Origin of the sequence: Sphingobium sp. CECT 9361, from assembly GCF_918741285.1 — a bacterium.
Classification (GTDB): domain Bacteria; phylum Pseudomonadota; class Alphaproteobacteria; order Sphingomonadales; family Sphingomonadaceae; genus Sphingobium.
This window is the reverse complement of sequence record NZ_CAKKNC010000001.1, coordinates 368,718-383,566: the sequence shown is the minus strand read 5'-3', so window position 1 is coordinate 383,566 and position 14,849 is coordinate 368,718. Positions and strand designations below refer to the sequence as shown.

The following is a 14,849-nucleotide window of genomic DNA, read 5'->3' as shown; positions in this document are numbered from 1 at the left end:
TCAGTCCCCATGGATATCCGCCAGAAACGGCGTCAAATGTTCGATTTCATAGTCGATATAATCGGTATGGGCATCGACATTGCCCGCTTCCGATCCGTTGTTCACCCACACCGTTGTCATCCCCAGCGCCTTGGCGGGAATCAGGTTGCGGGCCATATCCTCAAAGAAGATACTGCGTGCCGGATCGATTTGATGCACATCGCACAGCATGGCATAACCCGAAGGATCGGGCTTTGGCACATAGGCGCAAGCATGGATGTCATGGATCAGCTCGAATGCGTCGGTCAGGCCCAGCTTCGCCAGCACGCGTCCCGCATAGGCCGCGTCGCCATTGGTGAAGATCAGCCGCCGCCCCGGCAGCATCGCGATATGGTCGATCAGGTCATGGTCCGCGACGATTCGGTCCAGCGATATGTCGTGCACATAGTCCAGAAACTCATGCGGATCGGTGCCGTGGTCGCGCATCAACCCGGCCAGCGTCGTGCCATGCGCCATGAAGTAGCCCTTCTGCACCCGCCGCGCCTCTACCGGGTCGCATCCCAGCAGCGTCTGGATAAACTCGCCCATCTTTATGTCGATCAGGCCGAACAGGTCCGCCTTCGCCGGATACAGCGTGTTGTCCAGATCGAAGATCCAGCTGTCGATATGGGCGAAGTCCGCGCGCATGGCGGCTGATTAGGCGGGCAAAGCAATCCGGGCAAGCCGCGTTTAAATTAATGTTCATCGCTTGCGGTGCAGAGTAAAGATCGAGGCAGCAGGGGAACATGGAAATGACATTACTGCGTCAGCGTGCCGCGCTCTTCGCGTTGCTCCTTGCCGGAAGCGCCCTTTCGGCCTGCGGAGGCGGCGGTGGCGGGGGCGGAGGGATTGCATCCACTCCTGCACCTCCAGCCACACCGACGCCGACACCCGCGCCGGCTCCGGCTCCCGCCCCCACGCCCACGCCCACCAATTACGATACGACTGAATATCGCGGCTCGGATGGTCCGGCGCAGCATGGCGCGATAGTGGCGTACCAAGCAGGCGCCAGCGGCAAGGACGTGACCGTCGGCGTGATCGACAGCGGCATTGCCACCGCCAACGCTGAATTTTCCGGCCGGATCAGCCGCGCCTCGCGCGACTTTGCCGGCAATGGCTCCATCGAGGATACCGGCGGGCATGGCACAGCCGTCACCACCGTGCTGGCGGCGGCACGCAACAACAGCAAGACGCTGGGCATGGCATGGGACGCAACGATCCTTGCCTTGCGCACCGATACCCCCGGAAGCTGCGCGACCGAAAGCCCCAGCGACCCGAAAAGCGGATGCCAGCACAGTACCACCGCCATCACGCAAGCGCTCGATCATGCGCGCGTCAGCGGTGCGCGCGTGGTCAACATCTCGCTTGGCGGGGGCGCCGTGCCCTCCAACCTTGCCGCAGCGGTCGATCGCGCCACCGCCGCCGGGGTCATCATCGTCGTGGCATCGGGCAATGACGGCGTGGCCGCACCGGATTCCTTCGCGACCTCCATCGTCGATGCAGGAGGGGGACGCGGTCTCGTCATCATCGCCGGTTCGGTCGATGCGAGCGGCACGCACAGCAGCTTCTCGGACGGCGCCCTGGGCTATGAGCAATCGACACTGAACGCCTTGGGGGAGCGCGTACTGTCGCAGGACAATAAGGGTGTGCAGTATCTCTACACTGGGACGTCCTTTTCCGCGCCCCAGATTGCGGGCGCAGCGGCATTGCTGGCGCAGGCTTTCCCCAATCTTACGAGCCAGCAGATCGTCTCGCTCCTTCTCAGCAGCGCCAACGACGCAGGCGCTCCGGGCGCGGACGCGGTCTACGGACGCGGCGTGCTGAACATCGCGCGTGCCTTTGCGCCATCGGGATCGACCAACCTTGCGGGCAGCGCTCTTTCAGTTTCGCTCACCAGCAACGGCACATTGTCCCCCGCCATGGGTGACGCCACCGGCACTGGCACATCCCAGACGATAGCCCTCGACAGTCTGGGTCGCGCCTATAGTATCGACATCGCCCCGACCGTCGCCGCCGCAACGCCCAGCCTCAGCCTCGCCCCCGCGCTGCAAGGCCGCACCCGCAGCTTCGCCAGTTCCACCGGCCCGGTCAGCATCGCCTTGTCGATCGCACCTGGCCGGGATGGCGCCATCACCAGCCAGCGGCTCATGCTCTCGCAGCAGGACGCCGACCGCGCGCATGTGCTGTCCAGCGCGATCCTGACGCGCATCGGGCCGGACACGACGCTGGCGCTCGGCTTCGCACAAAGCGCCGCCAGCCTCACCGCACGGATGGGCGACATAGCGCAGCCGCCTTTCCTCATCGCCAACGGCGCGAACACCAGCACCGGCTTCGAGGGAGCGACCGGGACAAGCATGGCCCTGCAGCATCGCATCGGCGCACGCCTGACCCTGACCGCCTCCGCAGAAAACGGGCGCGTATGGCAGCAGTTCGACGATACGCTGGCTTTCGAGCGCCTGCGCAACGACCGTCAGCGTTATGCCAGTTTCAGCGTCGCCGCGACGCGCGACGCCGGACCTGTGCAACTTTCCACTGGTTTCACCCACCTGCGCGAGAACGGCACATTGCTGGGCGCGCGTTTTGCTCCCGTAATTGGCGCACTAGCCGGACGCAGCCTGTTCGTAGATGCTTCCGCACGCTTCGATGCTGGCGAAGGCTGGAATGTCGGCGCCTCATACCGGCAGGGCTGGACCCAAGCCGGGTCGCAAGCTCACCTCACCACCAACGCCTGGGCGCTGGATGCCGAACGGCGCAGCCTGTTTCGTCACGCCGATCGCTTCGCCCTGCGCCTTTCACAACCATTGCGCGTGGAAACGGGCGGCCTGAGGCTGTTGCTACCCACGGCTTATGACTATGCAACGCAGTCCGCGACGATGGGGCGTGTCGATCTCAATCTCGCGCCGACGGGGCGACAGATCGATCAGGAAATGGTCTATGCGCTACCGTTAGGTAGCGGCTGGCTGACATCGAACCTGTATCGTCGCCAGCAACGCGGCAACCTTGTCTGGTTCCCTGACGAGATCGGCGGCGCGATGCGGTTCAATATGGAATTTTAAATCGTAAAGCTCTCGCCGCAGCCGCAGCTTCCCTTGGCATTGGGGTTGGCGAACACGAACCCTGCCGTGAAATCGTCCTCCACCCAATCCATCGTCGATCCGATCAGGTACAGCACCGACCCACCGTCGATGTAGAAGGTGCCGCCCGGCGTTTCGATCTTCTCGTCGAATTTGGCTTCATCACTGACATAATCAACCGAGTAAGCCAGCCCCGAACAACCGCGCCGCGGCGTTGAAAGCTTGACGCCAATGGTGCCTTCCGGTGCCTTGGCCATCAGGTCAGCAATCCGCTTCTCCGCGCTTTGCGTCAGGATTACGGCAGCAGGGCGTACCCGTGTTTTAACTTCGGTGGACATTACAGCATCCCCAGTTCGAGCTTCGCTTCGTCGCTCATCTTGCCCGGATCCCATGGCGGGTCCCAGACCAGATTGACTTCGACATCGCCTACGCCGGGCACCGCACCGACGCGCAGTTCCACTTCGGCAGGCATCGTCTCGGCGACCGGGCAGTGCGGGGTCGTCAGCGTCATCGATACGACCGCATGGCCGTCGTCGGTCACTTCGACGCCGTAGATGAGGCCAAGATCGTAGATATTCACCGGAATTTCGGGATCGAATATGTCCTTCAACGCCTCGATGATCCCATCATACAGCGAGCTACCGGGTTCGCCGATTGCGGCCTCAGTCGGTTTCGCGTTCAGGAATCCGTCCAGATAATCGCGTTTCCGCTCCAGCTTCTCGCCCGGAGACTCGATATCCTCCACCCGCGCCTTGGGCGGTGCATCGACTGCCGAAACTTCCTCGACGGCTATTTTCGTTTCTTCGTTCATCCGAAGATTTTCCTCACTCGTTCGATCCCGCGCACCAGCGCCGCGACATCGCTTTCATCGTTGTAAATGCCAAAGCTGGCCCGCGCAGTCGCTTCGACGCCCAGATGACGCATCAGCGGTTGCGCGCAATGATGCCCGGCGCGGATCGCCACGCCTTCCTCGTCCAATATGGTGCCGACGTCGTGCGGATGCACCCCCTCGACTTCGAAACTAAGGATGCCTGCGCTGTTATCCGGCCCGAATACACGCACGGAATTCAACCCCTGCAACGCTTCCCGCGCCTGCGCGACTAACCCGCATTCATGCGCGTGGATCACATCCAGCCCGATGCCATGTACATAATCGATGGCCGCCGCCAGACCGACAACGCCGACGATATGCGGCGTCCCCGCTTCGAACCGGGTCGGTGCGGGGGCATAAGTGGTCTTTTCGAACGTCACCTTGTCGATCATCGACCCGCCGCCCTGCCACGGCGGCATCGCATCGAGGATATCCTGCCGCGCCCACAACGCCCCGATCCCGGTCGGGCCGTACAACTTGTGCGCAGACATCACATAGAAGTCACAATCGAGCGCGTGCACGTCCACCGCAAGCCGCGGCACGGCCTGACACCCGTCGAGCAACAGCTTCGCACCGACGCTATGCGCAATGTCGGCGGCGCGGCGCGCATCCAGCACCGATCCCAGCACATTCGACACATGCGCCAGCGCCACAATCTTGTGCGCGGGGGTGATCATCGCCGCCATCGCGTCCAGATCGATCTGTCCGTCATGGGTGAGCGAAACGACATCGATATGCGCGCCGACTTTCTCGGCAATCAACTGCCACGGCACGATATTGCTGTGATGTTCCAGCATCGACAGCAGAATGCGATCACCAGACTGAAGGCTCGCCCCGCCCCAGCTTTGCGCGACCAGATTGATCCCCTCGGTCGCGCCCCGCACGAACACGATCTCGCTGTCCGAAGCCGCGCCAAGGAACGCCGCAACCTTCCGCCGCGCTGCTTCATAGGCCAGCGTCATATTGGCGGATCGCGCATAAACACCGCGATGGACAGTGGCGTAATCCTCGCCATAGGCCCGCGCGATAGCATCGATCACAGCTTGCGGCTTCTGCGCAGTGGCAGCGGTATCAAGATAGTGCCAGTCGAGTACACCGGGGAAGTCGTGGCGATATCCTCCGTTCGTCCCGAGCGGGAGGGTTGTACCGATATTCAAGACAACGCCTCCAGCTTCGCCAACGCCGCCGTTTCCAGCATCGCCCGCACATCCTCGTCCGCCACGCTGTCGAACACACCCGCAATGAACGACTGCAACAACAATGTCCGCGCCGTCACCGGGTCCATGCCGCGCGAAGCCATGTAAAACAACGCCGCCTTGTCCAACTCACCCACCGTCGCGCCATGCGCGCACTTCACGTCGTCAGCATAGATTTCCAGCTCCGGCTTGGCGTTCGCGGTCGCTGTCCGGTCGAGCAACATGGCCTTTACCGACTGCGCCGCGTCGGTCTTTTGCGCGCCGCGCGCCACCGCGATCTTGCCCAGATAGCTGCCTGTCGAATGCCCCGCCAGAATCGACCGGATCGTCTGCTGGCTGGTCGCATTCGGCAGAGCGTGGTTCAGCGTCGTGACGATCTCCAGCGTCTGATGCCCGCCACCGATGATCGCCCCGCCCAGCTCAAAATGCGCGCCTTCACCCAGCGTCACGTCCAGCGTCACGCGGCCCAGCGCGCCACCGATGTTGAGCACATGGAAATGGCACGCGGCACCATCGGCAATGTCGATCACATAATCATGGATCGCCGTCGCGCCGTCGGCAGCATCCTGCACCAAATGCCGATGCGTCGTCTCACCCGAAGCAACGGTGACACGTGTCGGCGCTGCAACCGGCCAGACACGCGCCAGCGCATCGAAATCACTATACCGCCACGCTTCATCACGCCACGTAGGAAGGGCAAGCGCAATCATCGAAGCAACCCCTTCTCCGCGTCTCCGCGTCTCCGCGCGATAATATTGTGTTCGCGCGGAGACGCGGAGACGCGGAGGAAGAAGGTGCCTGCGGCGCTCATGCAGCCAACTCTGTGCCGACCACATCGGCATAGCCTTCGCGTTCCAGTTCCAGCGCCAGTTCCGGCCCGCCGGATTTCACGATCCGTCCACCGGCCAGCACATGCACGAAATCAGGCTGCACATAGTCGAGCAACCGCTGATAATGCGTAATCAGCAGTACCGCCTTGTCAGGCTTCCGCATGATCGCATTGATCCCCGCGCCCACGATCTTGAGCGCATCGATATCGAGGCCGCTGTCCGTCTCATCGAGGATAGCGACCTTGGGATCGAGGATGCCCATCTGCACCATCTCGTTGCGCTTCTTCTCGCCACCCGAAAAGCCGACATTCACCGGACGCTTCAACATTTCCATGTCGAGGCCCAGCAGCGCAGCCTTTTCCTTGGCCAGCTTGATGAACTCGCCGCCGGTCAGGTCTTTCTCCCCGCGTGCGCGCCGCTGACTGTTCAGGCTCTCGCGCAGGAATTGCAGGTTGGAAACACCGGGGATTTCGACCGGATACTGGAAGCCGAGGAACAGCCCTGCAGCGGCCCGCTCATGGGGGTCCATCGCGAACAGATTCGCCCCGTCGAAGGTCGCGGAGCCGCCCGTAACCTCATAACCGGGGCGCCCGCCCAGCGTATAGGCCAAGGTAGACTTCCCCGCCCCGTTCGGCCCCATGATCGCATGGATCTCGCCTGCGTTGAGGGTGAGCGACAGGCCCTTGAGGATAGCCTTGCCGTCGATGGCGTTAGTTAAGTTGTTTATCTGGAGCATTGTCATTCCGTTATCTCGGCCAAGAAGGCCCATCTCTGTTCGTCGCCCCGGACTTGATCCGGGGTCCCGCTGCCTTCACGCGCTAACGACGAAGAAGCGGGATGCCGGATCAGGTCCGGCATGACGGGGTGGGAGTGCGCCGAAATCACCCGACCGACCCCTCAAGGCTGATCCCCAGCAACTTCTGCGCCTCAACCGCGAACTCCATCGGCAGTTGCTGCAGCACTTCCTTCGCAAAGCCGTTGACGATCAGCGACACCGCGCTCTCGGTGTCCAGCCCGCGCTGCATCGCGTAAAACAACTGATCGTCCGAAATCTTCGACGTCGTCGCCTCATGCTCAATCTGCGCGCTCGGGTTCTTCACCTCAATATAGGGCACGGTATGCGCGCCGCACTGGTCGCCCAGCAGCAGGCTGTCGCACTGCGTGAAGTTGCGCACGCCCTCCGCGGTCGCCGCCACGCGCACCAACCCGCGATAGGTGTTGTTAGACCGCCCCGCGCTGATCCCCTTCGACACGATGGTCGATCGCGACCCTTTGCCCAGATGGATCATCTTGGTCCCGGTATCGGCCTGCTGCATATTGTTGGTCAGCGCGACGGAGTAGAATTCCCCGACGCTGTTCTCGCCCGCCAGCACGCAGCTTGGATATTTCCATGTGATCGCAGAGCCGGTTTCCACCTGCGTCCAGCTAATCTTGCTGTTCTTGCCCTGACACAGCCCGCGCTTGGTCACGAAATTGTAGATACCGCCCTTGCCGTCCGCATCGCCCGGATACCAGTTCTGCACCGTCGAATATTTAATCTCCGCGTCGTCCATCGCGACCAGTTCGACCACAGCGGCGTGCAACTGGTTCTCGTCACGCATCGGCGCGGTGCAGCCTTCGAGGTAGGAGACATAGCTGCCCTTCTCCGCGACGATCAGCGTCCGCTCGAACTGACCGGTATTCTCCGCGTTGATACGGAAATAGGTGGACAGCTCCATCGGGCAACGCACGCCCTCAGGAATGTAAACGAACGTACCGTCCGAAAAGACCGCGCAATTCAATGTCGCGAAGTAATTGTCATGCATCGGCACGATCTTGCCGAGCCACTTGCGCACCAGATCGGGATATTCTTTCACCGCTTCGCTGATCGAGCGGAAGATGACGCCTGCTTCCTCCAGCTCCTTGCGGAAGGTGGTGGCGACGCTCACGCTGTCGAAAACGGCGTCCACGGCGATCTTCCGACTGCCCTTCACCCCAGCGAGCATTTCCTGCTCAGCAATGGGAATACCCAGCTTTTCATAGGTGCGCAGGATTTCCGGATCGACCTCGTCCAGCGAGTCGATCTCCGCGCGCGGCTTGGGCGCGGCATAGTAATAAGCGTCCTGATAATCGATGGGCGGAACGTTCAGCTTCGCCCAGTCCGGCGCTTCCATCTTCTGCCACATGGCAAAGGCCTTGAGCCGCCAGTCGAGCATCCACTGCGGCTCATTCTTTTTGGCGCTGATGAAGCGGACAGTGTCTTCGCTCAGCCCCTTGGGCGCAAAGTCCTGCTCAATGTCGCTCGCCCAGCCAAATTCATAGGTGGAGGCGCGGTCGACCGCTTCCTGCGCTTCGGCATTGCGAACAGTGGTTTCAGTGTCGGTCATACGGCTTCTCTCGAAAGGCTGGTCAGCGACACACCGGCAAGCGCACCGCGAATGGCACCGTTGACGGCACTCCAATGCGGACGGACGCGGCATGTGGTTTCCAGCGCGCAATCATGGCGATCCGCACCTTCCTCGACACAGGCGGTCATGGCGATAGGGCCTTCGACCGCTTCGACGATATCCGCTAGGCTGATGGTTTCGGCTGTGCGAGCCAATGCAAATCCCCCGCCCGTGCCGCGTGCGGATTCGAGCAGTCCCGCCGCGGCGAGCCGCCCCAGTAATTTCTGGGCCGTCGGCAACGGCACCCCGGTTTGCACCGCAATGTCGGTTGCCGACAGGCGCACGTCGCCATCCGCACGCGCGGCGGCGGACATTACGACAATGGCATAGTCGGCAAGGCTGGACAGTCGCATGGCGAATCCCAATCGGAGTAAATCGTTCCGATTGGCATGTGGTCCCAAAAGGGCGCGAAATCAACCCTTGCGGGTCAACTGATCCGATTGATCTCCGCCATGGCCATGCCCATGTCGCGCCGCTGCAGGGTCAGGCGCGCGACTTCGGTAGGGTCGGTCATCAACTGATGCGGGGTCAGACCAACGAAATGTTTGATCTCACGAATGAAATGCGACTGATCGTAGAATGTCGAGGAATCGCACAGTTCCTGCCAAGGCGTATGATCGACCGCGATCCTCACGGCGCACCTTAACGCGCGATATTTACGGGCCAGCAGCTTTGGCGGACCGCCATACAGCCGGTTGGTGATCCGCGCGACCTGTCGATCGGAAAGCCCGGTCGCTGTGACCAGATCGGCGACGCGCGGCGAATGTTCGTCACTCAGCCACGCATCGACGCTTTCGATGACTCCCTGCATGGTCGAAGAGACTGGCTGCAACCGCGATCCCAAAAAGGCCCAGATGCGGGCAGCACTTTCGACATTATCCGTTCTGATATCGCGCAACTGCTCGAGCAATGTCGCATAGTCGGGACCATGCTCCACCGTCATGTCGGCCAAACCATCCACCATGCGGCTAACATCGCCGCCATCCAGCGCGAACCACCCAAGAGGCAATAGCGAAACGCCCCATACGTCCGAGGGGCTGTCCAGACAGAAACTCGTTGCCCCCATTGTCGGGCCCAGCAAGCACACCTCCGGCGTCGGCACATCGCGTCCGTCGTGAAAGGTGTAGTGGCCGTCACCCGACATCATGAAGCGCAACTGCCCGGCATCCGCCCGCGTAACATCGCGATAGGACGGCAAAGTTACGGTGAAACGGTACAAGGATCCGAAATAGCTGCGCAGCGCCACAGGAGGCGCAAAATAGTGGAGGTCGACAGGCGCAAGGTCCGGGGCAGGTACCGGGTTAGGATGCGTAGCCATGGGCTTCAAAGCCGAACAGGGGACAGGAGGAAAACGCAGGGCAGCAAAATTGGTCCTTCACGGACTGCTGCAATTGCCATGCTCCCACCCATGCGCATCTCTACCCCCCCATTTATGCAATACGCTCCGTTGCATCCTAAGCAATGTCTTTGTGATTGTCGGCAACATTCGAGCATCGATACTCGTTCCGTAGCCCCCCAGATAAATCCAGAAAACATACTAAAAAAGGCCCGGACGGTTTTCCGTCCGGGCCTAGGAAAAGGTCTCTTTGTCAATGACTAGAGTCCTTCGGGTCGCAGGAGCCCTGTAGGTTATTGTGGCTGCAATTTTATTGTATAGATTCGACATTGTAACGATCAAAACAAACCCGACACACCTCTTTACCTGTTCTGATGTTGCGCACTTGTCACAGTAACATGGCCATAGCGGCGCTTTGACGTGCAACCGGTCGGCTGGCATAGGGCAAGGATGATTTACCCCCTCCTTCGCCCATTTCTTTTTCGTATCGATTCAGAAACAGCGCATGGTCTGACCCTCAAGTTGTTGCATATGCTGCCCCTCGGGGCGCGCCAGAAGCCGGAACCGATGTTAATCAGCCAAGTCGCCGGCCTCACCTTTCCCGGCCCGGTGGGTCTGGCCGCTGGCTTCGACAAGGACGGCTTGGTCGCGCACAAGATGCACGGGCTAGGCTTCGGCTTCGCGGAACTTGGGACACTGACGCCTCTGCCCCAGGGTGGCAACCCTGCCCCGCGGCTTTTCCGACTGGTCGAGGATCGGGCAGTCATCAATCGCATGGGCTTCAACAATGGTGGGCAGGCCGCAGCGGCAGCGCGCATTTCCAGGCGCCCCAAGGGGCCAGGCATCGTCGGCATCAATATCGGCGCGAACAAGGACGCGACCGATCGCATCGCCGATTATGCGACGGGCGTGCGGGCAATGGCTCCGCTTGCCGATTATCTGACCGTCAACATATCCTCCCCCAATACACCGGGCCTGCGCGCCTTGCAGGATAAGGCTGCTCTGGACACCTTGCTGGCTGCGGTCATGGATGCCCGTGGCGCCGACAGAACGCCGATCTTCCTGAAGGTCGCGCCAGATCTCGAACCTGCCGACATCGCCGATATAGCGGATGCATGTATCACCCACCGGATCGACGCGCTCATTATATCCAACACAACGATATCGCGCCCATCTTTGACCTCTGCGCATGCTGCCGAGAGCGGCGGCTTGTCAGGCGCCCCGCTTCACGACCTGTCGCTGCAACGGCTGCGCGATTTTCGCCAGGTCGTCGGCACGACCCTTCCGCTGATCGGGGTCGGTGGCATATCGACCGCCGAGCAAGCCTATGCGCGCATCCGGGCAGGCGCGTCGCTTGTCCAGATATACAGTGCGATGGTGTATGAAGGGCCAATGCTGGCGCGTAGCATCCATAAAGGTCTCAAAAGCCTGATGGCACGCGATGGCTTCACCAACATCGCACAAGCGGTCGGGATCGACGCCTGATTGGCAAGTGCCACAAAAGACTTGCCGGACCACCGCCAGCCGATAGTCTGGCGCGCATGATCCAACGCCTCTTCGTTTCGCTCGCCCTTCTCATCCTCCCGGTGCCCGCCCTTGCCCAAGGGGTTGTTACATCTGCCGATCCGCGCGCCAGCGACGCGGGCATGGAAATTCTGCACAAAGGCGGCAGCGCCACCGACGCCGCTATGGCGATGATGCTCGCGCTTACCGTTGTGGAACCGCAATCCAGCGGCATCGGCGGCGGCGGGTTCCTCGTCCATCATCAGGCGTCCACTGGCCTGATCGACACTATTGACGGACGTGAGACGGCACCCGCCGCTGCGACGCCGACACGCTTTGTCGGCGCGGACGGCGCACCACTCTCTTTCATCGACGCCTGGCCGGGCGGTTATTCGGTCGGCGTACCGGGCAATGTCGCACTAATGGCGAAGGCCCATGCCAAATGGGGGAAGCTGCCCTGGGCGGACCTCTTCGGTCCCGCTATCAAGCTGGCGGAAGACGGATATGACGTAACGCCCCGACTGTTCAACTCGCTGACCTCCGTCCAGAAAATCCATGCCGATTTCCCCGAGGTGCAAAAGTTATACTGGAAGGACGGCGCGCCAGTTCCGGTCGGCACGCACATCCGCAATCCGGCGCTGGCCGCGATCCTGAAGGATGTTGCCGCGAAGGGGCCGGAGGCGTTCTACAGCGGCGCGAACGCAGAAGCGATCAGCGCAGCGGTTTCCGGCGCGCCAAAAAACCCCGTCCCGCTGACTGTTGCCGATCTTGCAGGCTATCAGGCGAAGGAGCGCGCCGCCGTATGCGGCCATTATCGCGTCTATACCATTTGCGGCATGGGTCCGCCGTCTTCCGGCGCTACCACTGTGCTGCAGATTCTGGGTATGGTCGAACGGTTCGACATGAAGGCACTCGGCAAGGACAATCCTGTCGCCTGGCACCTTATCGCCGAGGCCATGCAACTGGCCTATGCCGACCGTGAGACCTATCTGGCCGACCGCGACTTCGTGGACGTGCCGGTCGCGGGGCTGATCGATCCAGCCTATCTGACGTCCCGGTCGCGGCTGCTGTCCGAAAAGAAGAGCCTTACCGCTTATGAAGCCGGCACGCCTCCCGGCGCCAAACCCCGGACGGCTGCGATTTCTTCCGAAGTCCACGGAACGACTCATTTCATCGCCATCGACCGCGCAGGCGACATCGCCACCATGACCTCCACCGTCGAAAGCCCCTTCGGCAGCCAGTTGGTAGCCAACGGCTATATGCTGAACAACGAACTGACCGACTTTACCTTCGCCCCGGAAAAGAACGGCGCGCCAGTCGCCAATCGTGTCGAGGCCGGCAAACGTCCGCTTTCTTCGATGTCCCCTACAATCGTCTACGACGAAACGGGCAAGCCGATATTCACCGTAGGCGCGGCGGGCGGCAAGACGATCATCATGCAAGTCGCCAAGGCGCTTATCGCGCGGCTCGACTGGGGGTTGTCGGCAATGGATTCGATTGGGCTTGGCCTCGTCTACTTCAATAAGAACGGCATCATTCTGGAGCAAGGCACCACGCTGGAGCCGATGAAAACCGCGATGGAAGCGCTGGGCCACAAGGTGACGGTCGCGAAACTGGGCCTTAAGGCCAACTCCGCCGCCTTTGAAAACGGTCACTGGGTAGGTGCCGCCGATCCACGCGGTCCGGGCGAATCGCGAACCGAATAACAACCAAGCACAACTGGCTCTTACGACACGCCGACATTATACATCACCGGATCGGCAACCCTTCCGGCAGGATGGGCGTATAAGCCGCAGGAGATCAGATGCGCACGATTGAACGCTTTCCCAGCCTGACCGCCATGTTCTTTGCCCGCGCACAAGCAGGCGGCGACGCGCCGTTCCTATCGCGCAAACGTGATGGAATGTGGCAGTCGCTAAGCTGGCGGGATGTCGCGCAACAGGTCGCTTCCCTGGCGGCAGCGTTAAAAGCGGAAGGTTTGCGGCCCGGCGACCGTGTGATGCTGGTCAGCGAAAACCGACCGGAATTCTGCATCGCAGATCTGGCGATCATGGCGGCGGGCTGCGTCACCGTGCCGACCTACACCACAAACACCATACGCGATCATGCGCATATTCTGACCGACAGCGGCGCGACAGCCGTCATCGTGTCCACCGCCAAGCTCGCCAAGACCTTGCTCCCCGCTGTCCTGCGGTCGCAGGCGCGGCTGGTCATTGGCATGGAACCGATCCGGGGCATGCAGGGCGACAGCGTCCGTTGCGCACTGTGGGAAACGCTGATCGCGGCGCATCCCATCGATATCGCTGAATGCGCCGCCGCGCAGACGGCAACGCGCGACGACCTCGCCTGCATCATCTACACCAGCGGCACGGGCGGCGCCCCGCGCGGGGTGATGCAGCATCACGGGTCCATTCTGTGCAATGTCGAAGGCGCGCTCAAGCTGCTGATCGAGGATTTCGGCGGTTGGGAAGACGAGATTTTCTTATCGTTCCTCCCCTTAAGCCATGCTTATGAGCATAGCGGTGGTCAGTTCCTTCCGATCATTTCCGGCGCACAAATCTATTATGCCGAAAGCCTGGAGAAACTGGCCGGGAATATCGAGGAAGTTCGTCCGACCCTCATGGTTGTCGTCCCCCGCCTGTTCGAAGTGCTGCGCGCCCGCGTACTCAAGGGCATAGAGAAGCAGGGCAAGGTGCCGATGATGCTCCTCAACCAGGCGCTGCGCGTTGGTGAGAAGCGCCTGACCGGGCGATCCAGTCTGCTCGACTTACCCATGCGTCTTTTGGTCGATCGCACCATCCGGCCAAAGGTGCAGCAGCGCTTCGGCGGTCGAATCAAGGCGATGGTGTCAGGCGGCGCGCCGCTCAATCCCGATGTCGGCATATTCTTCCATTCGCTCGGTATCACCATGCTGCAAGGCTATGGCCAGACGGAGGCAGGTCCGGTCATCAGTTGCAACCGACCTAAAGTCGGCATCGCTATGGACACAGTCGGGCCACCACTCGACGGCGTAGAAGTCAGGATCGCCGAAGATGGCGAATTGCTGGTGCGCGGCGAACTGGTCATGCACGGATACTGGCGCAACCCAGCGGAAAGTGAGCGCGTACTGATCGACGGATGGCTTCATACCGGCGACATCGGCGAGATCGACGCCAAAGGTCGCATCAAGATCACAGACCGCAAGAAAGATCTGATCGTCAACGACAAGGGCGACAATGTCGCACCTCAGAAAATCGAAGGTATGCTGACGCTGCAACCGGAAATCGGGCAGGTGATGGTGTCGGGCGACAAGCGGCCCTACATCGTCGGCCTTATCGTGCCGGATGCCGAGTGGGTCCGCGACTGGGCCAAGGCAAAAGGCGTGGCAAGCGATCTGCCCTGCCTGAGCCAGAACACAGACTTCATCGCAGCCATACGCGAAGCCGTGGACAAGGTGAATGCCGACCTGTCCGTCACCGAGCGCGTGAGGCGCTTCGTTTTGGCCGACGAGCCGTTCAGCGTCGACAATGAAGAAATGACGCCGTCGATGAAAATCCGCCGCCACGTGATCCGCACGCGCTATCAGCAGCGAATGGACGCCTTGTATAAAGCGTAA

Annotated in this window: 13 protein-coding genes; 4 read left to right on the top strand and 9 right to left on the bottom strand. The window is 61.3% G+C overall.

The genetic code is table 11. From position 1 onward, the window contains the following. On the bottom strand, positions 1-666 hold the full coding sequence (locus tag LQ220_RS01680; RefSeq protein ID WP_230186546.1) for a pyrimidine 5'-nucleotidase: 666 nt from the start codon (positions 664-666) through the stop codon (positions 1-3). Positions 667-770: 104 nt separating this feature from the next. On the opposite strand from LQ220_RS01680, the gene LQ220_RS01675 reads away from it, so the two are divergent. Then, complete coding sequence (locus tag LQ220_RS01675) at positions 771-3,074, top strand: S8 family serine peptidase (protein ID WP_230186545.1); 2,304 nt, start codon at positions 771-773, stop codon at positions 3,072-3,074. Here LQ220_RS01675 and LQ220_RS01670 read toward each other — a convergent pair. The 8 genes from LQ220_RS01670 to LQ220_RS01635 form a co-directional block, all read right to left on the bottom strand. Next, on the bottom strand, positions 3,071-3,430 hold the full coding sequence (locus tag LQ220_RS01670; protein ID WP_230186544.1) for an iron-sulfur cluster assembly accessory protein: 360 nt from the start codon (positions 3,428-3,430) through the stop codon (positions 3,071-3,073). The genes LQ220_RS01675 and LQ220_RS01670 overlap by 4 nt on opposite strands. Next, positions 3,430-3,903 carry an SUF system Fe-S cluster assembly protein gene (locus LQ220_RS01665; protein ID WP_230186543.1) on the bottom strand — a complete coding sequence of 158 codons (474 nt, stop codon included), beginning with the start codon at positions 3,901-3,903 and terminating at the stop codon, positions 3,430-3,432. The genes LQ220_RS01670 and LQ220_RS01665 overlap by 1 nt, the downstream gene beginning before the upstream one ends. Further along, positions 3,900-5,120, bottom strand: a complete 1,221-nt coding sequence (locus LQ220_RS01660; RefSeq protein WP_230186542.1) for a cysteine desulfurase — start codon at positions 5,118-5,120, stop codon at positions 3,900-3,902. The genes LQ220_RS01665 and LQ220_RS01660 overlap by 4 nt, the downstream gene beginning before the upstream one ends. Then, positions 5,117-5,869, bottom strand: coding sequence for a SufD family Fe-S cluster assembly protein (locus tag LQ220_RS01655; RefSeq protein ID WP_230186541.1), 753 nt, complete (start codon positions 5,867-5,869; stop codon positions 5,117-5,119). The genes LQ220_RS01660 and LQ220_RS01655 overlap by 4 nt, the downstream gene beginning before the upstream one ends. Before the next feature lie 97 nt (positions 5,870-5,966). Further along, positions 5,967-6,725, bottom strand: coding sequence for a Fe-S cluster assembly ATPase SufC (gene sufC / locus LQ220_RS01650; RefSeq protein ID WP_230186540.1), 759 nt, complete (start codon positions 6,723-6,725; stop codon positions 5,967-5,969). Between the two features lie 145 nt (positions 6,726-6,870). Next, positions 6,871-8,355: a Fe-S cluster assembly protein SufB gene (gene sufB / locus LQ220_RS01645; RefSeq protein WP_230186539.1), complete on the bottom strand. Its 1,485-nt coding sequence runs from the start codon at positions 8,353-8,355 to the stop codon at positions 6,871-6,873. Then, a complete protein-coding gene (locus LQ220_RS01640) occupies positions 8,352-8,768 on the bottom strand; it encodes an SUF system Fe-S cluster assembly regulator (protein ID WP_230186538.1) in 417 nt (138 codons plus the stop codon). The genes sufB and LQ220_RS01640 overlap by 4 nt, the downstream gene beginning before the upstream one ends. A gap of 74 nt (positions 8,769-8,842) precedes the next feature. Then, on the bottom strand, positions 8,843-9,733 hold the full coding sequence (locus LQ220_RS01635; protein WP_230186537.1) for an AraC family transcriptional regulator: 891 nt from the start codon (positions 9,731-9,733) through the stop codon (positions 8,843-8,845). 468 nt (positions 9,734-10,201) lie between these two features. Here LQ220_RS01635 and LQ220_RS01630 point away from each other — a divergent pair, with 468 nt between their 5' ends. From LQ220_RS01630 to LQ220_RS01620, 3 genes are all read left to right on the top strand, one after another. Further along, the gene (locus LQ220_RS01630; RefSeq protein ID WP_230186536.1) at positions 10,202-11,236 is read left to right on the top strand and encodes a quinone-dependent dihydroorotate dehydrogenase; all 1,035 of its coding nucleotides are present in this window, start codon (positions 10,202-10,204) and stop codon (positions 11,234-11,236) included. A 56-nt stretch (positions 11,237-11,292) separates the two neighbouring features. Then, positions 11,293-12,960 (top strand): gamma-glutamyltransferase, encoded by a 1,668-nt coding sequence (gene ggt / locus LQ220_RS01625; RefSeq protein WP_230186535.1) that lies wholly within the window; start codon positions 11,293-11,295, stop codon positions 12,958-12,960. Positions 12,961-13,058: 98 nt separating this feature from the next. Continuing rightward, entirely contained in the window at positions 13,059-14,849 is a 1,791-nt protein-coding gene (locus LQ220_RS01620) for a long-chain fatty acid--CoA ligase (protein WP_230186534.1), read from the top strand.